Source organism: Aeromonas rivipollensis, from assembly GCF_037811135.1.
Lineage (GTDB): Bacteria > Pseudomonadota > Gammaproteobacteria > Enterobacterales > Aeromonadaceae > Aeromonas > Aeromonas rivipollensis.
In genome coordinates this window covers 1765126-1790397 of sequence record NZ_CP149130.1, presented here as the reverse complement: position 1 = coordinate 1790397, position 25272 = coordinate 1765126, and the positions used below count along the sequence as shown (strand labels likewise).

At 61.6% G+C, this 25272-nt stretch carries 19 protein-coding genes; 5 read left to right on the top strand and 14 right to left on the bottom strand.

Annotated elements, in window-relative coordinates; genetic code table 11:
- Window positions 1-20: 20 nt before the first annotated feature.
- The 3 genes from WIR04_RS08275 to WIR04_RS08265 all read right to left on the bottom strand — a co-directional run bounded on the left by WIR04_RS08275 (window position 21) and on the right by WIR04_RS08265 (window position 4879).
- A complete protein-coding gene (locus tag WIR04_RS08275; RefSeq protein ID WP_025327371.1) occupies window positions 21-1436 on the bottom strand; it encodes an HlyD family type I secretion periplasmic adaptor subunit in 1416 nt (471 codons plus the stop codon).
- Entirely contained in the window at window positions 1429-3573 is a 2145-nt protein-coding gene (locus WIR04_RS08270; RefSeq protein WP_338891839.1) for a type I secretion system permease/ATPase, read from the bottom strand. Before WIR04_RS08270 ends, WIR04_RS08275 begins: the two co-directional genes overlap by 8 nt.
- Before the next feature lie 370 nt (window positions 3574-3943).
- Window positions 3944-4879 (bottom strand): TIGR01212 family radical SAM protein, encoded by a 936-nt coding sequence (locus WIR04_RS08265; RefSeq protein ID WP_338891838.1) that lies wholly within the window; start codon window positions 4877-4879, stop codon window positions 3944-3946.
- 600 nt (window positions 4880-5479) lie between these two features.
- On the opposite strand from WIR04_RS08265, the gene gltB reads away from it, so the two are divergent.
- Entirely contained in the window at window positions 5480-9937 is a 4458-nt protein-coding gene (gltB, locus tag WIR04_RS08260) for a glutamate synthase large subunit (protein WP_338891837.1), read from the top strand.
- Between the two features lie 12 nt (window positions 9938-9949).
- Window positions 9950-11365 (top strand): FAD-dependent oxidoreductase, encoded by a 1416-nt coding sequence (locus WIR04_RS08255; protein ID WP_338891836.1) that lies wholly within the window; start codon window positions 9950-9952, stop codon window positions 11363-11365.
- A gap of 82 nt (window positions 11366-11447) precedes the next feature.
- Here the strand turns inward: WIR04_RS08255 and WIR04_RS08250 are convergent, their stop codons facing one another.
- The 4 genes from WIR04_RS08250 to soxR form a co-directional block, all read right to left on the bottom strand.
- Entirely contained in the window at window positions 11448-12209 is a 762-nt protein-coding gene (locus tag WIR04_RS08250; RefSeq protein WP_338891835.1) for an amino acid ABC transporter ATP-binding protein, read from the bottom strand.
- Window positions 12206-12862: an amino acid ABC transporter permease gene (locus tag WIR04_RS08245; protein WP_193353976.1), complete on the bottom strand. Its 657-nt coding sequence runs from the start codon at window positions 12860-12862 to the stop codon at window positions 12206-12208. The genes WIR04_RS08250 and WIR04_RS08245 overlap by 4 nt, the downstream gene beginning before the upstream one ends.
- A 57-nt stretch (window positions 12863-12919) precedes the next feature.
- Complete coding sequence (locus WIR04_RS08240) at window positions 12920-13693, bottom strand: amino acid ABC transporter substrate-binding protein (protein ID WP_307764432.1); 774 nt, start codon at window positions 13691-13693, stop codon at window positions 12920-12922.
- 373 nt (window positions 13694-14066) lie between these two features.
- The gene (soxR, locus tag WIR04_RS08235; RefSeq protein WP_338891834.1) at window positions 14067-14531 is read right to left on the bottom strand and encodes a redox-sensitive transcriptional activator SoxR; all 465 of its coding nucleotides are present in this window, start codon (window positions 14529-14531) and stop codon (window positions 14067-14069) included.
- A gap of 60 nt (window positions 14532-14591) precedes the next feature.
- On the opposite strand from soxR, the gene WIR04_RS08230 reads away from it, so the two are divergent.
- The gene (locus WIR04_RS08230; RefSeq protein ID WP_338891833.1) at window positions 14592-15569 is read left to right on the top strand and encodes a questin oxidase family protein; all 978 of its coding nucleotides are present in this window, start codon (window positions 14592-14594) and stop codon (window positions 15567-15569) included.
- Between the two features lie 5 nt (window positions 15570-15574).
- Here the strand turns inward: WIR04_RS08230 and WIR04_RS08225 are convergent, their stop codons facing one another.
- The 5 genes from WIR04_RS08225 to WIR04_RS08205 all read right to left on the bottom strand — a co-directional run bounded on the left by WIR04_RS08225 (window position 15575) and on the right by WIR04_RS08205 (window position 20345).
- The gene (locus tag WIR04_RS08225) at window positions 15575-16009 is read right to left on the bottom strand and encodes a hypothetical protein (protein ID WP_025327381.1); all 435 of its coding nucleotides are present in this window, start codon (window positions 16007-16009) and stop codon (window positions 15575-15577) included.
- A gap of 44 nt (window positions 16010-16053) precedes the next feature.
- The gene (locus tag WIR04_RS08220; protein WP_338891832.1) at window positions 16054-17094 is read right to left on the bottom strand and encodes a M35 family metallo-endopeptidase; all 1041 of its coding nucleotides are present in this window, start codon (window positions 17092-17094) and stop codon (window positions 16054-16056) included.
- A gap of 310 nt (window positions 17095-17404) precedes the next feature.
- Entirely contained in the window at window positions 17405-18049 is a 645-nt protein-coding gene (locus WIR04_RS08215) for a DUF2913 family protein (protein WP_338891831.1), read from the bottom strand.
- Between the two features lie 80 nt (window positions 18050-18129).
- Window positions 18130-19425, bottom strand: a complete 1296-nt coding sequence (locus WIR04_RS08210) for a DEAD/DEAH box helicase (protein WP_025327384.1) — start codon at window positions 19423-19425, stop codon at window positions 18130-18132.
- A 269-nt stretch (window positions 19426-19694) separates the two neighbouring features.
- Complete coding sequence (locus WIR04_RS08205; RefSeq protein WP_338891827.1) at window positions 19695-20345, bottom strand: DedA family protein; 651 nt, start codon at window positions 20343-20345, stop codon at window positions 19695-19697.
- Window positions 20346-20696: 351 nt separating this feature from the next.
- Between WIR04_RS08205 and WIR04_RS08200 the strand changes: the two genes are divergently transcribed.
- Window positions 20697-21662, top strand: a complete 966-nt coding sequence (locus WIR04_RS08200; protein ID WP_420883450.1) for a hypothetical protein — start codon at window positions 20697-20699, stop codon at window positions 21660-21662.
- 111 nt (window positions 21663-21773) lie between these two features.
- Window positions 21774-22772: a DUF1176 domain-containing protein gene (locus WIR04_RS08195; RefSeq protein WP_338891825.1), complete on the top strand. Its 999-nt coding sequence runs from the start codon at window positions 21774-21776 to the stop codon at window positions 22770-22772.
- 40 nt (window positions 22773-22812) lie between these two features.
- Here the strand turns inward: WIR04_RS08195 and WIR04_RS08190 are convergent, their stop codons facing one another.
- The gene (locus tag WIR04_RS08190) at window positions 22813-23976 is read right to left on the bottom strand and encodes a DUF1615 domain-containing protein (protein ID WP_338891823.1); all 1164 of its coding nucleotides are present in this window, start codon (window positions 23974-23976) and stop codon (window positions 22813-22815) included.
- 148 nt (window positions 23977-24124) lie between these two features.
- Window positions 24125-25030: a GGDEF domain-containing protein gene (locus tag WIR04_RS08185; protein WP_338891822.1), complete on the bottom strand. Its 906-nt coding sequence runs from the start codon at window positions 25028-25030 to the stop codon at window positions 24125-24127.
- Window positions 25031-25272: the final 242 nt, after the last annotated feature.

Here is a 25272-nt window from a genome sequence, read left to right as displayed (position 1 = left end):
GTTGTTTTTAGATTGTTGGCTTATCGTTCTCTCAGTGCCGACTGCTTAGCCCGCAGGATGGGCTTGAGCAAGTAGTCTAGGACACTTTTTTTACCAGTAATAATATCTGCACTGGCTAACATACCGGGGATGATGGGAAGTGCGTTAAGCTCATCGCCCAGATAACTCTTCTCGGTACGCACCCGAACCAGATAGAAGGAGTTGCCCTCCTCATCCTGGATCGAGTCGGCGCTTATCTGCTCAACCTTGCCATGTAAACCTCCATAAACAGTGAAATCATAAGCGGTTATCTTGACCACGGCCTCCAACCCGGGTCGCAGGAAGGCTATGTCCTTGGGTGATACCTTGGCTTCCACCAGCAGGGTATCCTCCAGCGGCACTATCTCCATCAGATCCATGCCAGGCTGCACGACCCCTCCAAGGGTATTGATCTTGAGCTTCTTGATGGTGCCCTTGAGAGGCGCTATCACGCTGGTACGATCGACCCTGTCCCGCAGACCGACCTGGCCTTCGGACAACTGGCTCAGCTTGCCCTGGCGTTCATTGAGCTCGGTCTGGGAATCCGCTCTGAACTTCAAGGCGATGTCATTGCGCTTGGAGATGGTCTCCCGCAGCACCGAGTTGAGTTTGGGGATGAGCAGGCGGTTGGCTTCCAGCTCGCCCTGCATCTCGTTGACCTGCCGCTCCAGTTTAATTAGCTCCACTTGAGGAACTATACCCTCTTTTGCGAGAGGCCGGCTGATGTTCAGCTCCTGGCGGGCCAGATCCACGCTGCGACTCACCGTCCTTATCTTGGCATTGAGCTCAATGGTCTCCTGCTCCTTCTGCTCGATCTGCTGACCAAGAATGTAGAGCTGGTTGTTCAAGTTGTTGAGCCGCTCGTCCTGTACCGACTTTTCACGGGCCACGTATTCGGCAAAGACGTTCTCGAACCCTTCGGGGAAGACGATGGGCTGCTTGTCGATGACCACCTGCTCACGCCAGCCGAGGTTGGGTTCTCTCTTGACCACCACACTGCGGATCTCGGCACGCAGACGGGCGATGTCGCCCTTGAGGATCACCAGCTCCTGTTCACGCTCGCGAAAATCCGACTTGAAGCGGGTATCGTCTATGCGCAGCAGAGGCTGCCCCTCCTCGACGATGTCCCCCTCCTTGACGAAGATCTCCTTGACGATCCCCCCTTCTAGGTTCTGGATCACCTGCAGCTGGCGAGATGGAATGACCTTGCCCTGACCGACGGTGACCTCGTCAAGCTCGGCCCAGGCGGCCCAGATGATGGCACTCATGAAGAACAGGAAACAGGCCCAGAGCAGCACCTTGGCGCGGGTTGGCGTGCTCAGCAAGACGGCTGCGGCACCATCGTCGACATACTCGAGGTGCTCGGGGGCGGGCAACACTGTGTCTGGTGCCGTTTTCTTGAACCAGTTGTTAGCCATTGGCAGTCTCCTGCACCCGTACCTTGCCTTCCTTCAGTTGCTGCAGCACCGTCTCCTTGGGGCCGTCAGCCACTATCTTCCCCTGCTCCACGACGATGACCCGGGAGGCCACATCCAGCATGGAGGTCTTGTGGGTGATGAGGATCAGCGTGGTTTCGGGCCCCAACCTGGCCAGCTCCTGCTTCACGTGCATCTCTGACTGGTTGTCCATGTTGGACGTTGGTTCATCCATCACCAGGATAGGGGGATCGTTGAGCAGGGCACGGGCCAGCAAAATGGCCTGTCGCTGACCACCTGAGAGCTGACGCCCGCCTTCGCCAATCTGCCGGTCCAGCCCATTGGGATCACGATTGGTGAAATTGGTGACGCCGGCCCGCTTGGCGGCGCGCACGACCCGGGCATCATCCACCAGCGGGTTGCCCAGCATGATGTTGTCTCGCACCGAGCCAAAGAAGAGGGTCACATCCTGTGGCACACAGCCGATGTTGCGACGGATGGCGGCCGGCGGCAACTGATCCAGCTCGAAGCCATCGAGGCGCACCAGGCCGTCCGTCGGTCGGTAGAGCCCCATCAGCAGCTTCTCAAGGGTGGTCTTGCCCGCCCCGATCCGCCCTATGATGGCCACCTTCTCCCCCGGCTCGATGCGCAGGTTGATGTTATGCAGGGTGCTGCTTTCCATGCCCGGGTATTTGAAGGAGACATTTTCGAACTCGATGCGGCCCTGGATGATGGGGTGATGGATGTACTGCTTGCCCTCCTCCTGCTCGCCCGGCGTCATCATGATCTTCTCCAGGATCTCCAGGGCAGACTTGGCCTGGTTGTAGCGGGTCGACAGCACGGAGAGCTGCACCATGGGCGCAATGGCCCGGCTGGACAACATGACGGCGGCGATCATGCCCCCCATGGTCACCAGCCCTTCGGAGATCTGGTAGACCCCGACGATGACCAGCCCCACCGTCACCACCTGCTGGATGTAGCTCGCCAGAGAGGACATGGAGTTGGTGATGCGACGGGTCTGCACGCCCCAGGTCGAGATGTGGGACACCGCCTGCTCCCAGCGGTGCTGGAACATGCTCTCGGCGCCGAAGATCTTGACGGTCTCAAGGCCTGAGATGCTTTCGATCAGGTTGGCGTTCTTCTGGGAGGCCAGGCGGGAGCCCTCCTCGATGGACTGCTTGAGCGGTGCCTGGATATAGAAGCTGTAGGCCACCAGGATCAGCATGGCGACGATGGGCACCACCACCATGACGCCGGCAAACAGCCAGATGATGAAGAGGAAGAAGACCGCAAACGGCAGATCAATCAGGGTCGATACGGTGGCGGAGGTGAAGAACTCCCGCACCGATTCAAACTCCTGGAGATGTTTGGCGAACGCCCCCGTCGAGGCCGGGCGAGACTCCATCTTCATCCCCATCACCTTGGCAAAGATCTTGGCCGACAGCAGCACGTCCGATTTCTTGCCGGCAATGTCGATGAAATAACTGCGCAACTGGCGCATCACGAAATCGAAGGTAAACACTACCATGGCCCCTACCGCCAGCACCCAGAGGGAGTCGAACGCCAGGTTGGGCACTATCTTGTCGTAGACATTCATGGTGAACAGGGGGCTGGCCACCGCAAAGAGGTTGATGAGGATGGAGGCAATCAGCACATCGCGATAGATGCCGCGGGATTCAAACAGCGTGCTCCAGAACCAGTGACCGTCCCGGGTCTCCAGCACCTTGGGGGAGCGTTCATCGAACTTGAACTGCTTCTTGACGAAGAACAGCCGGCCGTTGTACTCGTCGCCCAGCTGGGCTGTGCTGACCCACTGCGCCGCATCACCGGCCTGGGGGAAGATGACCTTGGCTTGGCTCCTGTCCTTGTTCCACTCCAGCAGGATGCAGGCGCCGCCCTGCCGCGTCTGCAAGACGCAGGGCAACAGCAGGGGAGAGATGTTTGCGAGTGGCTGGATCACCTCACGGGCGGACAAACCGCCACGCTCGGCAGCGCGACTGAAGAGTGCCGTACTCAGACGGCCCGAGACCAGTGGCAAGCCCGTGGTGAGGGCATCCTGACTATTGGGTACGCCATAAAAACGGGTCAAAAAGACCAAGCATTCCAATAGTTCATCTATATGGCTGGTTTCTGCTTGCATAGCATCCTGTCAAAACATGATTCAGACGGTTGTCGCAGGGAAATCATCACCCGGAACCTGGTGGCGACCTGTGAATGCTGAGCAGATCCCATCATCGCGAAACGACAACCCAATTAGCGCACTGGGCAGTGACATCGAATGCCATGCCAGACTCACACATCGTCAAGCCGGGGAGAGAGGAGCCACGCACGTCATCTGATGACGGCAAGGAGTGCGAGATATCCTGCCCGGTCCATTAATTACTAAAGAGTTATTGATAACAATGTCTTTTTCAAGCCGACCATCTTATCAAGGCGACTTGAACGAAACTATACTGCAAAGACTGAATTTCATCTAATAACCCTCTGTTTTTTTAATGAAATTAGAGTCGTCACTCATTAAAAGGAGCGAGCGAGAAGGGTCGCCCCAGGGCATACCCTTGGGGGCCTGAACGAGTCAGCTCAGCGGCAATCTCGGCCATGGCGGTCCAGCGATTCTCACACCAAGCTGGGGCCAGCAGGGTCGGACGACGGGCCGATGCCGAAATCCGGTGATAGACCACCTCGGGGGGGGTGTGCTGGATCATGGCCACCGCCGCCTCCACATATTGTTCCAGGGTCAGCACCTCCAGCCGCCCTGCCTGCCACGCCTTGCCAAGGGTGCTCCCCTCCACCACGTGGAGCGGATGCAACTTGATCCCCTCGACCCCGGTCGCAACGATGCGATGCAGTGTCTCCAGGCTATCCATGGGCACCTCGCCGGGCAGGCCGACGATCAGATGGGCACATACCTTGATGCCCCGTCGATGAGCCCGCTCGACCGCATCGGCATAGGCGGCGTAGCCGTGGCCCCGGTTGATGCGCTGCAGCGTCTTGTCATTGGCGCTCTGCAGCCCCAGCTCCAGCCATACCTCGTAGCCACGGGCCTGATAGCCCGCCAGCAGATCCAGCACCGCATCCGGCACGCAGTCGGGCCGGGTCCCGACACAGAGCCCCACCATGTCGCTGACCGACAACGCCTCCTCATACATGCGCTGCAGGTATTCCACCTCGGCATAGGTGCTGGTATAGGCCTGAAAGTAGGCGAGATAGCGCTTGGCACGGGTCACTTCGTCCCGGCGCGCCAGCAGTTGTTGCACCACAGAAAGCTGCTGGGTCGACTCGTCGGCGAAAGAGGAAACATTGCAGAAGGTGCAGCCGCCGCGGCCCAGGGTGCCGTCCCGGTTAGGGCAGGTGAAGGCGCCGTGGATGGAGAGTTTGTGGATCTTCTGGCCGTGACGCTGCTTGAGATCCTGGCCGAATGTATTGATGAGTTCGTGTAACTGCATGACACCTCCAAGATGAGCTGTCATTGTACTGGCAGAGGCCCCCCGCCAGGCTGAGCTGGATCAAGCCGTCCTGCCCCCAAAAAACATATAAATATTCACATTGCGTGCGATAAATACCCACAGACAGGGTTTTAAGGTTACTTTTGGAAACCACAGACCTTCGACAAAGAGGGAAAACCGGATCAATTCTTCCCTTCTAACCGGCTGTTAGCACTGCAAAAATCTCACATAGCCCGCATCCGGATAAATGCAAGACGCAGGATCCTGAAATGTGATCCCCGCCCGCCCCCATCGGGATGGATTGGTAAAATTACTACAGTTGGGTGATGCGAAGCAGTCAACCACCAAATCCATCATTACCAGTCCAATCAACTTAAAAAAATAAAAATAATAGGTTTTTATATAGCTAAAACCGGATTGAGTCTCTAAAACCCGCATTTTGTTATGGCGGTGTAACATTACAAACAAGCGGGATGTCCAATTGACCTTGCTCGAAAATCCCATTAGTTTGGAGATTCGCCACCTCAGGCGGACGGAACCACAAGAGCCAATCGCAATTTATGCAGTTTGCGATGGAAGGCCGAGCAAGGGAGAAATGCAATGTCACTATATGATCCAAAGCTGGAGAGGGATAACTGTGGCTTCGGCCTGTTGGCCCACATGGAAGGGGAAGCCAGCCACAAGCTTGTCCGTCTCGCGATGTCAGCCTTGGCTCGCATGCAGCACCGCGGCGGCATCTCCGCCGACGGCAAGACCGGCGATGGCTGTGGTCTGCTGTTGCAAAAACCGGACAGCTTCTATCGCGCTGTCGCCGAAGAGAAGGGATGGCACCTGGGCCGCAACTACGCGGTGGGCATGCTGTTCCTGAACCCGGACCCCGTATTGGCCCAAGCCACCCGCGACATCATCGACGAGGAGCTGGAAAGAGAGACCCTGAGTCTGGTCGGTTGGCGCAAGGTGCCCATCGATACCAATGTGCTCGGTCCCATCGCCAAGGCGTCCCTGCCAAGCATTGAACAGGTCTTTGTCAACGCGCCCCCAGGCTGGGTCGACAAGGATCTCGAGCGCCGCCTTTATATAGTCCGCCGCCGCATCGAGAAACGCATCAGCGACGACTACTTCTATGTGGTCAGCCTCTCCAACCTGGTCACCGTCTATAAAGGACTGTGCATGCCGGTGGATTTGCCGCGCTTCTATCTGGATCTCGCCGACATCCGCATGCAGGCCGCCATCTGCGTGTTCCACCAGCGTTTCTCCACCAACACCAGCCCGCGCTGGCCGCTGGCACAGCCATTCCGCTACCTCGCCCACAACGGCGAGATCAACACCATCGCCGGCAACCGCCAGTGGGCCAAGGCCCGCAGCTACAAGTTCGCCACCCCGCTGATCCCGGATCTGCAAGAGGCCGCCCCCTTCGTCAACACCACGGGCTCCGACTCCTCCAGCCTCGACAACATGCTGGATCTCTTCCTGGCCGGTGGCATGGACCTGTTCCGGGCCATGCGCCTGCTGATCCCGCCTGCGTGGCAGAAGCACCCGAACATGGATGACGACCTGCGCGCCTTCTATGACTTCAACTCCATGCACATGGAGCCCTGGGATGGCCCGGCCGGCATCGTCATGACCGACGGCCGCTACGCCACCTGCGCGCTGGATCGCAACGGCCTGCGACCGGCCCGCTACGTCATCACCAAGGACAAGTTCATCACCCTCGCATCTGAGGTCGGTACCTGGGACTACACCCCGGACGAAGTGCTGGAGAAGGGCCGGGTCGGCCCGGGGGAGCTGTTCGTGGTGGATACCAGCAACGGCAAGATCTGGACCAGCTTCGAGATCGATGACGATCTCAAGAGCCGCCACACCTACAAGCAGTGGATGGACAAGCACTGCAAGCGACTGGTGCCGTTCGAGCAGATGGATGACGCCAGCACCGGCGCCCGCGAATTCTCCGACGATCAGCTGAAAACCTATCAGAAGCTGTTCGGCTACTCCTACGAGGAGCTGGATCAGATCATCCGCGTGCTCGGCGAGAACGGCCAGGAGGCGGTGGGCTCCATGGGGGATGACACCCCGATGGCGGTGCTCTCCTCCAGCCAGCGTACCCTGTACGACTACTTCCGCCAGATGTTCGCCCAGGTGACCAACCCGCCCATCGATCCGCTGCGGGAAAACCACGTGATGTCGCTGGCCACCTGTATCGGTCGCGAGCAGAACGTCTTCAACGAGACCTTCGGCCACGCCCACCGGGTGCTGTTCCAGTCGCCTATCCTGCTCTACTCCGACTTCCACCAGCTGCTGGCACTGGAAGGGGAGCACTACCGCCACGCGGTACTGAGCCTCAACTACCTGCCCGAAGAGGGGCTGCAGGCCGCCCTTGAGCGCCTGTGCCAGGACGCGGCCGACAAGGCGCGCAATGGTACCGTGCTGCTGGTGCTGTCTGACCGGGACATCAGTGCCGGCACCCTGCCCATTCCGGCTGCCATGGCAGTGGGAGCGGTGCAGCGTACCCTGGTGGACAACAACCTGCGCTGCGACGCCAACATTCTGGTAGAGACCGCGAGCGTGCGGGACCCGCACCACTTCGCCGTGCTGCTGGGCTTTGGCGCCACCGCCATCTACCCCTATCTCGCCTACGAAACCCTGGCCAAGCAGGTCGAGGAAGGGGTGCTGAAGATGAGCCTGCGCCAGGCCATGCTCAACTACCGCAACGGCATCAACAAGGGCCTCTACAAGGTGATGTCCAAGATGGGCATCAGCACTGTGGCAAGCTACCGCTGCTCCCAGCTGTTCGAAGCCGTGGGTCTGTCCAGCTCCGTGGTCGAGCTCTGCTTCCGCGGTGTATCGAGCCGCATTCAGGGGGCAGACTTCACCGACATCCAGCAGGATCAGGTCAACCTGGCACGCCAGGCCTGGCTCGGCCGCAAACCGCTGACCCAGGGCGGGCTGCTCAAATTCGTCCACGGCGGCGAGTACCACACCTACAACCCAGATGTGGTGCAGACCCTGCAAGTGGCGGTGCGCTCCGGCAACTACAGCGATTACAAGGAGTACGCCCGCCTGGTGAACGAGCGCCCCGTCGCCACCTTGCGCGATCTGCTCGTCCTCAAGCAGGGAACGACGCCGGTTGCGCTGGAACAGGTCGAGCCCGCGGCCAAGCTGTTCCCCCGCTTCGACTCCGCCGCCATGTCCATCGGCGCGCTCGGCCCCGAGGCGCACGAGGCACTGGCGGTGGCCATGAACCGCCTCGGCGGTCAGAGCAACTCTGGCGAAGGCGGTGAAGATCCCAAGCGCTTTGGCACCGAGAAGAATTCGCGCATCAAGCAGGTGGCCTCGGGGCGCTTTGGCGTCACCCCCCACTACCTGATGAACGCGGACGTGGTTCAGATCAAGGTGGCCCAGGGCGCCAAGCCCGGCGAAGGTGGCCAGCTGCCCGGTGACAAGGTGACTGCCCAGATAGCCAAGCTGCGCTATTCGGTACCCGGTGTGACCCTGATCTCCCCGCCGCCGCACCACGACATCTACTCCATCGAGGACTTGGCCCAGCTCATCTTCGACATCAAGCAGATCAACCCGGACTGCCTGGTGTCGGTCAAGCTGGTCTCCGAGCCCGGCGTCGGCACCATCGCCTGCGGCGTGGCCAAGGCCTATGCGGACTTCATCACCGTCTCCGGTTATGACGGCGGCACCGGTGCCAGCCCGCTGACCTCGGTCAAGTATGCCGGTTCCCCCTGGGAGCTGGGACTGGCCGAGACCCAACAGGCCCTGGTCGCCAACGGCCTGCGCCACAAGGTGCGGCTGCAGGTGGACGGCGGTCTCAAGACCGGCCTGGACATCATCAAGGCGGCCATCCTCGGCGCCGAGAGCTTCGGCTTCGGCACCGGCCCCATGGTGGCGCTCGGCTGCAAATACCTGCGCATCTGCCACCTGAACAACTGCGCCACCGGCGTCGCCACCCAGGATGAGAAGCTGCGTCGCGAGCACTTCACCGGCCTGCCGGAGATGGTGATGAACTACTTCAAGTTCATCGCCGAAGAGACCCGCGAGCTGATGGCAGAGCTCGGCGTCACCCAGCTGACCGACCTCATCGGTCGCACCGACCTGCTGGAAGCCCTGCCCGGCCTCACCGCCCGTCAGGCCAAGCTGGACTTGTCCGGCATTCTGGCAAGCCCGGTGGCACCGGCAGGCTCCAGCCTGTTCAGCCAGCAGCACAACCCCACCTTCGACAAGGGGCCTTTGAACCTCAAGATGGTGGACGACCTGCTGGAGGCGGTAGAAAACATGAGTGGTGGCGAGTTCCGCTACGACATTCGCAACACCGACCGCTCTGTGGGGGCGCGCCTGTCCGGCGAGATCGTCAAGCGTCACGGCAACCAGGGCATGGCCGCCGATCCGGTGCGGGTCCACTTCAACGGCACCGCAGGTCAGAGCTTCGGCGTCTGGAACGCCGGTGGCCTCGAGATGATACTCACGGGTGATGCCAACGACTACGTGGGCAAGGGGATGACCGGTGGCAAGCTGGTGATCAAGCCCCATGTCGGCGTGGCCTTCAAGTCCCACGAGGCGGCCATCATCGGCAACACCTGCCTCTATGGCGCCACCGGCGGCAAGCTCTACGCCGCAGGCACAGCGGGCGAGCGCTTCGCGGTGCGCAACTCCGGCGCCCTTGCGGTGGTCGAGGGGATTGGCGACAACGGCTGTGAATATATGACCGGCGGCATCGTGACCATCCTTGGTACCACCGGGGTCAACTTCGCGGCGGGCATGACAGGGGGCTTTGCCTACGTGCTGGACGAGTGCGGCAACTTTGCCAAACGCACCAACCCCGAGCTGGTGGAACTGCTGGACGTGGCGGATCTCGCCATCCATCAGGAGCACCTGCGCGGCATCATCACGGCGCACCTCAACGAGACAGGCAGCTCGCGCGCCGAGGAGATACTGGCCAATTTCGACTCCTATGTGCCCAAGTTCAGGCTGATCAAACCCAAGTCCAGCGACGTCAAGTCCCTGCTTGGTCACACCAGCCGCTCTAGTGCAGAACTCAGAATCCAGGCGCAATAAGGAGGGAACCCTATGAGCCAGAACGTATTCCAGTTTATCGATGTCCAGCGGGTCGACCCGCCCAAGAAGCCGCTCAAGATCCGCAAGATCCAGTTCGTGGAGATCTACGAGCCCTTCAACCAGGCCCAGGTCGGCATGCAGGCGGATCGTTGCCTCGACTGCGGCAACCCCTATTGCGAGTGGAAGTGCCCGGTGCACAACTACATCCCCAACTGGCTGAAGCTGGCCAACGAGGGGCGCATCCTGGAGGCGGTGGAGCTCTCCCACCAGACCAACAGCCTGCCGGAGGTGTGCGGCCGGGTCTGCCCGCAAGACAGGCTGTGTGAGGGTGCCTGCACCCTCAACGATCGCTTCGGTGCAGTGACCATCGGCAACATCGAAAAATACATCACCGACAAGGCATTCGAGATGGGCTGGCGCCCGGATCTCTCCAAGGTGGTGAAGACCGGCAAGCGGGTCGCCGTCATCGGCGCCGGCCCCGCCGGCCTCGCCTGTGCCGACGTCCTGGCGCGCAATGGCGTCACCCCTGTGGTGTTCGACAAGTACCCGGAGATCGGCGGCCTGCTGACCTTCGGCATCCCCTCCTTCAAGCTGGAAAAAGAGGTGATGCAGCGCCGTCGCGAGATCTTCGAGGGCATGGGGGTGGAGTTCCGTCTCGAGACCGAAGTGGGTCGTGACGTCACCTTCGCCGACTTGCTCGGCGAGTTCGATGCGGTCTTCCTCGGGGTCGGCACCTACAAGTACATGAAGGGCGGGTTCGAGAACGAGACTGCGCCGGGGGTCTATGATGCCCTGCCCTACCTCATCTCCAACGCCAACCGGCTGCTGGGCTTCGAGAAGGCGCAGGCCGATTACATCGACTTCGCCGGCAAGCAGGTAGTGGTGCTGGGTGGCGGCGATACCGCCATGGACTGCGTGCGCACCGCCATCCGTCAGGGGGCCGATCGGGTGATCTGCGCCTACCGCCGCGATGCCGAGAACATGCCTGGCTCCAAGCGGGAGGTAAAGAACGCCCAGGAGGAAGGGGTGGAATTCATGTTCAACCTCCAGCCCGTTGGTGTGGAGCTGGACGCCCAGGGCCGCACCTGCGGCATCAAGGTAGTGAGCACCGAGCTCGGCGAACCCGATGCCAACGGTCGCCGCAATCCGGTGGTTATCGAGGGCTCCGAGCAGGTGCTGGCCGCCGATGCGGTGGTGATGGCCTTTGGCTTCCAGCCCAACCCCCAGCCCTGGATGCGTGATCACGGTATCGAGCTCGACAGCCGGGATCGCATCAAGGCCCCCGAGAAGGCTGAACATGCTTTCCAGACCAGCAATCCCAAGGTGTTTGCCGGTGGCGATGCGGTGCGCGGCTCGGATCTGGTGGTGACCGCCATCTATGAGGGCCGCAAGGCCGCCGAAGGGATCATGGACTACCTGGCCGTGTAAGCTGCCATCCAAGCCTCCCCAAGCAAACAGCCCCGCCAATGCGGGGCTGTTTTTTATATCACTCTCGAACAGCCAGAACCGGCTAGATGCTCCAGCTCTCCGGCAACCGCTCGGTCAGGGTGGAGATGTATTCGAAGGTGCGCGCCCGCTTGGGGGTGGTGAACATCTGGCGCGCACTGCCCGCCTCCACCACCTCCCCCGCTTCCAGAAAGATCACCTGTTGCGCTATCTGGGCCGCGAGGCGCAGATCATGGGTGGCGATCAGCATGGTAGTGCCTTCGCGTGCCAGCTGGCGCAGCACCGCCACCACCTCCTGGGCGAGCTCGGGATCCAGCGCCGAGGTGGGCTCGTCACAGAGCAGCACCTTGGGCGCCGGTGCCAGCGCCCGGGCTATGGCGACTCTCTGCTGCTGGCCCCCTGAGAGGGTAGCGGGCACCGCCTCGGCCTTGTGCCTGAGCCCCACCTTGTCGAGCAGTTGCAGGCCGCGCGCCTTCGCCTTCTCCTTTGGCCACTTCAGCACTGTCACCAGCCCCTCCATCACGTTTTCCAGCACCGTCATGTGCGGAAACAGCTGGAAGTTCTGAAACACCATGCCGGTCTGCTGGCGCAGGGCCAGCACGCTTTGCCGTGACAGATGATGGGAGAAGTCGAGCTCGCTCCCCCCCAGCACCAGCTGCCCCGCATCCGGTCGCTCCAGCAGATTCACACAGCGAAGCAGTGTGCTCTTGCCGCTGCCAGAGGGGCCTATCAGGGCGGTGACGCTGCCCGCCGCCATCGCAAGCCCTATTCCCTTGAGCACCGGCTTGCCACCAAAGTGTTTCTCGATACCGCTCAACCGGATCATAAGGCGACCTCCCGGGTCTCTTTGTGGGTCAATCTGCGCTCCAGCCGGTCTTGCAGGGTGGAGAGCACAGAGCTGAACAGCAGGTAGATGAGGGCCGTCTCTATGTAGAGGATGAGCGGCTCATAGGTGACGGAGGCGAGCCGCTGGGCCGCCTGAAACAGTTCAGGCACTGTCACCGCCGCCGCCAGCGAGGTGTCCTTGACCAGGGAGATGAAGGTGTTGGAGAGCGGCGGCACTGCGATGCGCGCCGCCTGCGGCAATATCACCCGCCACATCGCCTGGGGCCAGCTCATGCCGATGGAGTGCGCCGCCTCCCACTGCCCCTTGGGGATGGCCGCCAGGGTGGCACGGATGATCTCCGAGCTGTAGGCGCCGATGTTGAGGGTAAAACCGATGACGGCGGCGGTGAAGGCATCCAGCACTATGCCGGCGCTCGGCAAGCCGTAGAAGATAAGAAAGAGCTGCACCAGCAGCGGGGTGCCTCGGACAAGCCAGACATAGAAACGGACCAGGGCCACCAGCGGTGTGGGACCATACAACCTTGCCAGCGCCACCAGGAAACCGAGCAATATTCCCAGCACGAAGGTGATCAGGGTCAGCGGCACGGTGAAAATAAGCCCCGCACTGAGCAGGGGCCAAAAAGAGTCGATCATTAACTGCAACCAGGTTGGCACGTTAATTACCTCTGTCGTTATTATGTTGCCGCAATATTATTGCGAGACGTCAGTGCCAAAATATTTAACCGATATTTTTTGATAGCTGCCATCCTGCTTGGCGGTGCGCAGCGCCTGATTGATGGCGGCCAGCAATTCCGGCTGCCCCTTGGCCAGCAAGGCGGCGGATTGATCCCCCTTCGCCTCGGTAGCCGCCACCTTCAGTCTGGCGTCCGGTTTCTGCTTCTTGAAGTCAAGGAAGGAGAGGCTGTCGTTGATGGTGGCATCCACCCGCCCGGTCAGCACCAGCTCCAGGGACTGGTTGAAGCCCTCGGTGGCCACCACCTCGGCGCCCGATGACTTCGCCAGCTGGGCGAAGTTGCTGGTCAGGGACTGGGAGGACTTCTTGCCCTTCAGATCCGCGAAACTCTTGATGCTGTGGTTGTCGCTATGCACCACTATCACCGCCTTGGAGGTGATGTAGGGATCTGAAAAATCATACTTTTTCAGTCGCTCCTGCGTGATGGCCACTTCGTTGAGCACCAGATCGTAGCGCTTGGCATCCACCCCGGCGATGAGCCCGTCCCACTTGCCTTCGACGAACTGTGGCTTCACACCGAGACCGCTTGCGATCAGCTCGCCAATCTCCACATCAAAGCCCACCAGCTTGCCGCTCTTGTCGTGGTAGGTGAAGGGAGGATAGGCCCCTTCGGTCCCTATCTTGATCACCCCGGCGCTCTGGATGGCGGCGAGGCTGGATTGGGCCTCGGCCGATGTCATCAGGGCCAGCGGAAGTGCCGCCAGCAAAAACAGGGAGCGTACTTTATTCATGATCCACCTCGTTATATTTATAAACACCCGGAACGCTTGCCAAACAATATTGATTGGCGCCATGCAATAGTTATTTTCAAAGCCTGAATCAGTAGCGGACTGATTAATATTCTTCACTGCGATGTCGAATATTGAACCGGCTGACTATCGGCATGGACAAAACATATCGCGGGGCGTTTCATCGCCCAACCATGAAATACGAGGATATTTAGCGAAATAGTGGATAACGCCAACCAAGGTGGCGATGCGATGCGCCGGCAGAGGGGCTGAAGAGTAGAGCAAGGGGCAGAAAAAGAGGAACCAGAAAGAGCAAAGAGAGAAGAGAGAAGACGAAGGCACGGGGAGCCCTCTGGATCAGGGGCTCGCCCGCCTGCTATTCATCGACGGGGGGCAGCTCCCCCAGCAAGTAACGAGGGCCGCTCCCCTGGCCTGCGGCCCTGTCCTCCGGGTTGTAGAGGGCGCAATGCTCGAGCGACAGGCAGCCACAGCCGATACAGGCGCTGAGTTTGCGCTTCATCAGCTGCAGGGCGTCTATGCGCCTGTCCAGCAGCGACTGCCACTGACCGGCGATCCGCTCCCAGTCGTGGCGATCCGGCGTGCGGCCATCGGGCAGGCCCTGAAGGGCCCCGGCTATCTCGTCGAGGCTGAGGCCCATCCCTTGCGCCACCCGGATAAAGGCGATGCGCCGCAGCGCATCCTGCGGGTAGAGACGTCGGCCGCCTTCGCTGCGCAGACTCTGGATCAGCCCCTTCTGCTCGTAGAAGCGCAGGGCGCTGGCGTTCACGCCGGCACGTTTGGCTATCTGGCCTATGGCCAGCCACTTACGATCCGATCTCATCCTTGATCTCAAGTTAACTTCAACTTGCATAATCCTGTCTCCCCTGACAAAAGGAGTCAAATGCTAATGGATCATCTCTACGCTCTGCTCGATGCCAACCAGGCCTTCGCCCTCAATGGTCGCGGCACCACCAACCACTGTCCCATGGCGCTGCACGCCCTGCACGAGATGGGAGCCAGCCCCCGGCAGTTGCAGCGCTTCTTCACCCACTGGCAGACCACTCAAGCCCTGCCAAGCGGGGTTGACAACCAGGGTGAAGAGGAGGAGGCCCTGTTCGTGGCACTGCGCCAGCAACTGCGGACCCGGTTTGCCGAAGAGGGCTGGCTGCCTTGCTTCGAGGAGCTGCTGGCCCGGCGTTTCTCCCCGGCGGGAGGCGCCTTTCATCCGCTTATTCGCTTCGCCTGTGCGCTGGAAAACGGTCACTTGGGGGAGCAGGCGGCGGCGCTGGCCGCCTGGCAGTGCAAGGCCCTGATCCTGCCTGCAGGAATGGGTGCCCCCAGCCGGGACATCACCCGCCTGCTGGCGGGGCTGTCAGCCCAGTGGGAGGGGTCACGCTGGGAGGGAGACTGGATCACCGCCCGCCTGCGGCAGGTGGCGGCGGATCCCCGCTGGCCGGAGTCGCTGCCGCAAAGCCTCGATGACGGGCAAGATGTGCTGGCACAGCTGACCGAGGCCGCCCTGCCCCTCTACTGGCAGACCGGCAACTTCACCGTCTTGCATATGGTGACCGGCAGCCGGGCCGCCGCCATCGTCGACCGCCACCTGCCGGATGAGCTGAAAGCGCCCTGGCAGCGCCTGATGTGGCAGGCGGTGGCCGCCGCCTATGTCACAGTCGGGGCACCAGAGCTGCAGGCCCAGCGCTGGCCGGATACGGCTGGGCTGGATTGGGCACAAGTGTTGCCGCTGGCGATCGAGAGCCTGGACGATCACCTGATCAAGCTGGTGCACTGCTGCTGGCGGGAGCAGGCCCGCTCACCCCATTATCTGGCGAGCGCCGCCCGCGCTGTGGGGTTGCTGGGCGCGGCCTCTCATCCTTAGCGCCCCTAGGGCAAGGCAACCCGGTTAAAGCTGATGGCTGGGCAGTTGGGTGCCGCCCCCTGAGTCAGGGTAGAGAGGGGGGCGCGATAGCGCAGGCGATAGGTTCCTGGACGCGACAGATCATAGACCAGAGTCAGATCCGCATCCGCCTGACTCTGCTCCCCCGGCCCCAACAGGAGGAAGTCGTCGGCACCGGGCTCGCCACGCTTGGCAAGGGGGCCCTTGTAGGGCACCAGCTGCTCGCCGAAGGTGAGATCGATGGCGTCGGCGAACCAGCCCTCAAAGGGGGTGAACCAGGTCAATACCTCGAGTGGCCCCTCCCCCTTGTTGGTCAACGTCATCACCAGGGGCAGGGGCTCGTTCACCCCGCTCTCGGCGCTGACCGACAGCTCGCACTGCAAGGGCGCCAGCGCCAGGGTGGTGAGCAAGAGTGTCATCATGGTGCCTCCGTCAAAAAAGGGGCCATCCGGCCCCTGCTTACGACTCAGTTTTCGCTCGGGGTATTCTCGGCGAAATACTCGTGGTTGTCGGCGTTGTTGAGCGCCTTGACCGGATCCGTGCTCGCCAGATTGCGGGCATTGGCCTGACCGTAACCCAGATCATCGGTACCCGCCACCACGTTGAAGTGGCTCAGCTCGTGGACTATGGTGCCGGCGCGGGAATCTGTCCCGGTGACGGGGGCAGTCCAGAAGCTCTTGCACAGATAGACCTTGTAGGGCTGATCCGGATAGACATAGGCGAAGTAGCTCTGCTTGCAGCCGCAGTCGAAGGTGAGCGGCTTGTTGTCGATGGCATCCTTGATCTTGCTGAATTGTGCCTCGGCCTGGTTCCAGCGGGAGGCATCATAGGCGCCAAACCAGCTGCGGTAACGCTGGCCATCCGGCTTGTCCACCGCCAGGTAGCTGCTGGAGTTGTTGCTGATGCCGCTGGCGGCATCGAGCGCGGCCAGGATGTCGCTCTTCTGGGTGTTGCTGCAGCGACCGCTGAAGCTGACCGAGGCGGTCAGGGCCGCAGGTTCGGTGGCGGCCACCTTGGCCTGCACTCGCTCATCATTGACCCCCTCTACCCACAGAGTCACGGCATTGGACTCGCTCGCCTGGGCCTGTCTGGCCTTGGCGGCTCTCGCCTCCTGCGCCACGGTCGGCAACAGGTAACGGATGCTGTACTGACCCTGGGTGCTCATGTCGTAGAGACCGGAGACCTCCGCCTGCACCGTCAGGCTCTGACCAGCCTTGAGCAACTGGAAGTCCTTGTCGGTCGGTGCGGCTCGCTTGATCAGGGCCCCCTCATAGCTGACCTTCTCGCCGTCGCGCTCCACCAGGAACAGAGGGGCATCTTCGCTGCCCGGCAGCTGCCACTTGAGCAAGCGGATGGGCTTGTCACCCGTGTTGGTCAGGGTCAGGTTGACGCGCACATCATCGGTGCTGCCATCCACCAGGGTGAGCCTGGCGTCGAGCCCGGCGGCGCAGAGCGGAGAGGCCAGCACGCTGGCCAGCAGCAGGGCAAGGGGAGTTGCTTTCATCATGTTTCCTCATTCATTGAGTAGCGCCATCAGGCGGTTTGCTTCCATATGGCCCTCTTTGGGGCCAATCCACCCTAGAGCAGAATAGCTGCGCCACCATCTCACCATATGGGGGACGTCCCCCATCAGAGGGGGACGGGCGAACAGGCACCTCAAACGCGACAAAAATGGCCGGCTGCGGCATCAGGGCGCACGCCGGTACTGGCCTTCCTCCCCAGCGATCACCCTGCCGCCATCCCCGCTGGCGGCCAGCCATCAAAAACCCCGGCACGGGGCCGGGGTAATGAGAGAAGCATGAGCGCCAGGGCACTGATCAGGCTCTGCCCTCGGCCAGCAGCGCCAGGGCGGGCTGGGCATTGCCCGGCACCAGACGGTAGGCCTTGTGGTGCTTGACCAGGGTGCTCTTCTTGTCACCCTGGCTCAGCAGCAGCCCCTGCTTGAAGGCCGCCTCGGCCAGCTGTTTTTCATCCCCGCGCACATAGAGGGTGAGAGGCTTCACCAGCTCTCCCCCCTCGATATGGCCCTGATACTCGCTGGCCGAGATGACCAGGCTGGATTGACCCTGGCTCAGCAGCCGCTGCCTGGCGCTCAGTTCGCTGTCGGTAAACACCAGCCAACCCGCGCTCTCCAGCTCGGCGACCAGGGTGGCAAGCCTGGCTCCCAACTGCCCGGGCTCGGCCATGGCCCGGCCGTACTGGCAGACGATGCGCGAAAGCAATCCCTTGAGATCGGCGCCGGCCCCCTGGGTTCGACCCAGCTGTACCCAGGCTTTCAAATCTTCCATCACCAGACGGGAGAAACGCTTCTCCTTGAGGGAGTCCGCCATCCAGGTGCAGAGGAAGTGGCTCTCTTGCGCCGGGGTGCGCTTGCCTGCCTTCTGCTCTGCGGTGCGGGCCAGCTCGGCCAGGCTCTGGGTGGCCATGTCGAGCAGGGCCTGGTTATAGGTGCTAAGGGTCATGGGCGATCCTCGGGTTGAGAACAGAGATGGCAAAGGCGCCATGGGCGCCTTTGCGGTTCAATAGAGAGGGTTCGAGGCCCTTACTTGCCCTGACGGGGCTTCTTGGCGGCCGCCAGACGCTTGAGACGCTGGCCCTGCAGCTTGGCCTCGGCCATCACCTGGGCGGCGGCGTTGTCTTCCCGCTGCGGGCGCTTGCCGAAACGGCGGCGCTCCTGCAACTGCTTGATCAGCTCGTCGCGGCTGCTCACCTCGTAGCCCGGCACCATGATGCGGCGGATCTTCTGGCCGATCAGCGCTTCGATCTCGAGCAGGGTGCGTTCCTCTTCGCGGCTGACGAAGGAGACGGCCATGCCACTCTTGCCGGCGCGGCCGGTGCGGCCGATGCGGTGGACGTAATCTTCCGCCAGGAAGGGCAGATCGTAGTTGACCACGTACTGCAGATCCGGGATGTCCAGACCACGGGCGGCCACTTCGGTGGCGACCAGCACCCGTACCTTGCCTTCCATGAACTCGCGCAGGGCGCGGCGACGGCTGCCCTGGGCCTTCTCGCCATGGACCACGGCGGACTTGATGCCGTCGAGGTTCAGCTCTTCCACCAGCACGTCACAGCTCTCGCGAGTACTGGCGAACACCAGCACCTGTTGCCAGTTCTGCTTGCCGATGAGCTCGGAGAGCAGCTCGCGCTTGCGCTTCTGCTCCACCGGATAGACGGTGTGGCTGACGGTATCGGCGGTGGAGTTCTGCTTGTTGACGCTGATGATCTGCGGTCTGTCCAGCATCAAGTTGGCCAGCTTCTTCACGGCGTCGGAGAAGGTGGCGGAGAAGAGCAGGTTCTGACGGGTCTTGTTCACAGCCTGCAGGATCTGCTGCACATCGGCGCTGAAGCCCATGTCGAGGATGCGATCCGCTTCGTCCAGTACCAGGGTCTCGACACCGGAGAGGCTGAGGTTGCAGGCGGTCAGGTGCTCGAGCAGGCGGCCCGGGGTCGCCACTATGATGTGCGCACCGGCCTTGAGTTTGCGGGCCTGCACGTCCTGCTTGCCACCACCGACCAGGGTCAGCACGCTGATGTCCAGATACTTGGCGAAGTCGTTGATGTTGCTCGCCACCTGGGCAGCCAGCTCGCGGGTCGGGGTCAGGATCAGCACCCGGGCGTTGGACGGCTGGGCCGGGGCCGGGTTATCCACCAGACGTTGCAGTATGGGCAGCGCAAAGGCCGCCGTCTTGCCGGTGCCAGTCTGGGCGCTGGCCAGCACGTCGCTGCCACGGCGAATGGTCGGGATCGCCTGCTGCTGCACAGGGGTCATCTCCTGATAACCGCACTCTGAGACGGCACGCAAAATCTCGGGGGCAAAATCGAACGATTCAAATCTCATAATGGGTTCCTGTGTTCCAGCTGAGCTGTAGTTGGCTTAAGTGGCCTGGGCCGGCATGTGGCACGGCCTCGGCGAGGCTTGGGGCCAAGGACGGCTGGGTCTGACATCACATCAGAAGATGAGCCGGAAAATGGCGGGCGCGAAGTGTAACAGATAGGCATCAGGATTTCCGCCTCAAATGGCCTGTATTTTTACGCCACCGGGGCGAGCCGCCTGAGGCAGGCGGCTCGGGGACAAGGGACGGGGGGCAGGCCCGTCCCTTGCTCAGCTCAGCGCGCCCTCTTGGTCGAGCGCTTGAGCAGCCGCATGCCGATGGCGGCCACGGCGATGACGAAGAGGGCGAAGGAGGTCACCAGCAGGCACTTGGTCAACAGCTCGTGATGATCGGCCAAGAGCGGCGTCGCCATCATGAACTTGCCGACCATGCTGAGAACCAGGGCCCAGAGGAAGGCGCTGGCAAAGCTGCTCATGGCCACCCGCAGCAGGTTCAGGCGGGAGATCCCCATCAGCATGGGCGTCAGCACCCGCACGAAGGGGATGAAACGGGAGACGAACATGGCCCAGAAGCCATAGCGTTCGAGCAGCCGGGAGGCGCGGGGCAGGCTGCCTTCCGGGATCACCCGCTCCACCTGGCCCATGAAGCGGGTACCATGGAGCGCATGGCCCTGCCAGTACGCCATCACGCTGCCGACGCCGGCCGCCAGGGGCAGATAGAGGAACACCACCTCGGGCCCGAGCACTCCCATGCCCACCAGACCACCGGCCAGCAGCACCAGGCTGTCCCCCGGCAGCGGCAAAAAGACGAAGCTCGATTCGAGAAAGAGGATCACCACCAGACAGGTGACGAGCAGACCGACTGCCTGCAGTTGTATTAATTGCTCAAAGTCCTGATGCCATATGGCAAGCAGCATGTCCTGCATCTGGTATGACTCCCATCAACGTAATGCGCATCCGTCATGACGGCCCTAAGGCCCGGTCTGGTCACCCCTCCCTGGTACCACCCCCATAAGTTCCTGCGGGAGGCCCGTTATACACCCGGGGAACTGAACAATAAATTAATGTCTGCCATTTATGTGGATACTCCGTCATCCGGCACCGGCAACCCGGTGCACCGGCGGCAAGGTGATCTCGCGGCCAGAGCCCTCTCACTCCTGCGCCGTAAAATGGCAAAGAATATAGTCAGTTGGCGCCTAGGCGGGCTGCCATGGCGGTAGAAAAACCGTTACAGTGTAAGGACTCCTCAGTGGACGAGGAGGTCCACGGAGCTAGGTATGGCGCATCTCCCCTCTTCTTATCTTCACGCAAGCATGCTTCTGCTGGGCGGGCTCGGACTCTTCAGCCAGGCCGCCCAGGCCAATGACGGGTCCCTGGTTCAACAGCGAGCCAATGCGGTGGTCTCCCTGATGAGCTACACAGTGGTGCCGGACATCACCGCCAGCAACCTGGACATAGGGGGGGGCACCAACGAAAGTTCGGCCCTGACCATCACCCAGCTCGGCGGCGGCGCCACCATGAGCGAGGGCTTCCCCATCTATCTGGAGGGCACCCTGGGATACAGCCGCTACGATCCCCAGTTCGTGTTCACCGACGGCAACGAGACCCGCACCATCCCCACCAAATGGAACAGCCTGAGCGCCACCGGCGGCATCGGCTGGGACTTCAGCCTGCACCGTGACCGCTTTGGCGGCAACCTGGTGCTGCGCCCCATCGCCAACTTCACCCTGGGCACGGTGGCGAGCGATCTGCGCATCGGCGCCGCCCTGATCGAATACAGGACGGGCAGAAACCTCGACTTCCTCGATGGCGGCAACCTCAACGTCTATGGACTGGGGGGATCCCTCATGCTCGACTATGAGCTCTTCTCCAAGTCCCAGGACATCGACGCCGAGCTGCGCTACTCCTATCAGCATCTGCAAAGTTTCACCGGCACCGCCGACAGCGTCACCGGTCAGGCCGAGGCGGAGAACCTCGGGCTCTACCTGCGCCGCCGGGCGCCACTCTTCACCTGGACCCTGCTGGATCGCCCGCTGCGCTACGTGCTGGAAGGCGCCAGAACCGAGTACCTGGGAGAGCAGCGAGGCCTGCTCGGCTTCAACAGCCTCAACTCCCTGGGCCTTGGCCTCGAGCTCGACAGCAGCAAATACGACATCTTCATCACCCGTACCCGGCTGGTGGCCCGCTATATGTTCAGCCACAACACCAGCGGCTACTCCATCGGGCTGGCGATGAGTTTCTAGTCGGATCAAAGGGCTATGTCCCTCGGCTCAGTTAAGTTAGCCCACAACAAGATTCAATGTGAGCCGTCCAGAATGCTATCCTGACCTTTCCCATGCTTCAGGAACCATTTCATGCTCATCACAACACTGCTGACCTCTGCACTCGGCTCATTTACTGAAGGGATCTCTTTTCAACACAAAGACTGGGAAGTGGCCTGCGACAACACGCGCACATGCCGAGCAGCTGGTTACAGTGCAAAATTGGGTGGACTATCGGTTCTACTCACCCGAGAGGCTGGCGCCAAGGGCACACTGCATGCCGAGCTTGCCATCGCAGAAGTTGATGAACAGACCCCGGAGGCCCCCGCTGATGGTTTGATCACACTGCGCATCAATAATGAGGTACTCGGCACCGTAAAAGAGCGGATTCCGTTCAGTCAGCTACAAACTGCAGCGCTAGTTCGAGCAATTAAAGGAACTGGCAAGGTGGTATTTGAATGGAGCAAGCACCAGGAACCGCTATCCGGTGCCGGTGCCTATGCCATTTTTCTCAAAATGGATGAGTTCCAAGGCCGTCTCAATACCAGTACAGCCCTGACCAAACAGGGCTCGCTACCCACAACATCCATACCTCCTGCCTTGGCGGCCCCCGTGATCCACGCCGGCGCCGTAACCGCAGATAACCTCTCCCGCCCGCTCACCCAGCAGGAGCAACAGAGCATAGGTATGTGGCTGAAACAGCAAGTCGATAAAGACACCTGTCCCATAACCTATGAAGATTCGGAAGGTGGCATGCTCTATCCCCTGAACCAAGAACGAGCCTTGGTCCAGCTACCCTGCTGGCTCGCCGCTTACAACGACGGTTCGGCATTCATTCTGATTGATACGAACCTTGATACCGGCAGTGCGACCCTCATCAACACTGACGCAAATGGTTATGGAATGGGTGAACTGAGTGCCTCACATAAAGGAAGAGGGATAGGAGATTGTTTTTCTTTCGAAAGCTGGGTCTGGGACGGCAAAACCTTCGTGCAGCGCGAGAAAAGCACCACAGGCAGCTGCCGCATGATAGCCCTGGGGGGAACCTGGCACCTACCAACCCTGACCAGCCAGGTGGTCAAAGCACAATGAACAAGGGCGGCCAAGTGGCCGCCCTTGTTGTCTCTGACTGTCAGCGAATGCTCGCCAGCTTTCTGACGCAGGCCTGCTCCCTGTCATCCACCCGCTTGGCGAACCAGGCGGTGGTGAGGTTGCGGGTGATCTTGGGGCTTTTCAGCTGGATGCCAGGCAGCACGGCGCGGGGCTGTCGCTTGCCCGCCTGCTTGTCGGCCAGGGTAAAGACCCTGTGATAGAGGTCGGTCTGGGCAAAATCGCTGCTGTCTCCCTTGAGCAGGCTCTGGTGGATGGCCTGCTTGCTCATGTTGACGCGGCTGGCGATGCTGTGCACCGCGAGCTCCGTCTTGCCGGGCAGGTCGGAGTCGTAGCGAACGAGATCCCCGTCCAGGGCCAGGGTCTTGCCGCTGACCCGGCTCACCGCAGCCTGGAAGGCGGCGTTGCGGCTCGCATACCAGCCGGCGTTGAAGTCGGCGAAGCGATAGAGGGTGTCCGGGTAGTCGGCGGGATAGCCGAAGATGTGTTTGGTGCCAAACCAGATGCCGCCGCGACGGGTGAAGACTTCGTGGCGGATGGACTCCTTCACCGGATAGGGATAACCGCGGGCGTTGGCCTCGGCAAAGGCCACGCTCACCTGCATGGGGCCCCCGGTACGCACCGGATTGAGGTTGCCAAACAGCGTCTTGCCCATGGGCACGGCCCCTATCATGTCCTCGAAGATCTCGCTCATCTCTCGCTCGGTGCGAAGGGCATCGATGCGCGCGGCGTAGGATTTGCCCGTGGGAGAGGTGATGGAGAGGGCGGTGCGCACCACAAACTCGGGGATCAGCAGCTTGGCGGCCCGGGCGTTGATCTCCTTCCAGGCTATCTTGCCAAGCCCCGGCACCACGGGATCGGCCTGATAGGTGGCCTCCTGCTCCGCCACCGCCAGCACCGAGCAGACATTGTGATCGCTCACCGTCAGCCCCTGGGTGCTGAGCGCCGTCACCACGTCGTTAGCCCAACCCGGCTTGTCCTGCACCTGGCGCGGCAGGAAGCGCACTATGCGGCTCTTCATGTCCGCTGGCTTGCGCGGCTGCATCGCCTTGGGTTGTTTGGCGATGACGGCGGCCTCCTCGACGGTAGGAGCGGTCGGTTCACTGGCGCAGCCCGCCAGCATGGCGGCAACCAGCAGTGCGCAGAGGCGCCAGGGGGCGAAGGATAAAGGATGAGAGGGGATCATGAGGGCTTCCGATAAAGTGCGGGTACGGGCCCCTCATCCCGGATGACGGGCCCCGAATGCAAACAGGTGGTCATTGTAGTGGATGGTGCGGGCAATCTGAAGGCAGTAGAGCGGCCCGGGCCCAGAGCTGCGGCATCCCCTGGCGTCATCACGCCAGCTCGACCCGGTTGCGCCCCAGGTGCTTGGCCCGGTAGAGCGCGAGATCGGTGCGTTTGACCAGCGTCTCGACCGTCTCCCCCGCCTGGCCGATGCCGACGGCGATGCTAACTGTGAACTTCACCTCGTCGCAGGCAACCAGGGCCTCGGTGGCCACTCTTATCTGCTCCGCCAGTACCTGGGCCTTGTCGCTCAGCATGCCGGGCAGCCAGATGGCGAACTCCTCTCCCCCCAGGCGCGCCACCACACCGTCCGGCGGACAGTGCTGACACAGCAAGGCGCTGAACTCCTGCAGCACATTGTCACCTATGCCGTGGCCGTAGCGATCGTTGATCTGCTTGAAGTGATCGAGATCCAGCAGCAGCAACGGCGTCCCCTGATCCACATGGGCTTCCAGCACGGCGCGAAACGCGCGGCGATTGGAGAGACCCGTCAGTTCGTCGGACATGGCGAGCGAGGCCAGCCTAGACTGGGTGCCATACATCTGTTGCACCATCAACAGCACGCCCCAGGCCGTGGCCAGCATGCCGAGGGTACGCAGGCTGTCCTCGACGGTGGAGAGCCACCAGGGCTGGAAGTAGGCCTCGTCCATCAGATCTATGGTCCCCGACACCAGCCACCCCCCCAGACCGGCACTGAGAAACAGGTAGGTCCGGTTCGAGATCTGGGCACACTGCACCACCCAGAACATGAACAGCAGGGTCAGCACGTTGATGGCCTCGGCTAGGGCACCGATGGTGTAGAGGTTATGCTCGGACAAGCGCGCGAAACTCGCGGCATAGAGCCCTCCCGTCAGCAGCAACAGGCAGAGCAGGCTCAGCAGGGCGAAGCGGCGACCGGGGGAGAGCGAGAAGAACCGGGCGGGGTGTACGGATAACCTGAGGGGAGTCTTCATCATTGTTATGGCTCCAAACCTGCACTTCCTCTATCCCAGGCGGCTGCACCCAGCCGCCAGCACCCAATGAACCGCAAGGCCAATCCTGGCCGCACGGCGCTCGTATTGTGAGCTGATTTTTCCATAAAAAACAATCCCCTCACCACATGGGTGAAGGGATCCAGGTACCAATTTGCGCTGTGGGCCGCCCTGTTGCCGCCGGCTAACCCCTGGCACGGGCGGTGCACAGGACGCCCTTCAAGGGG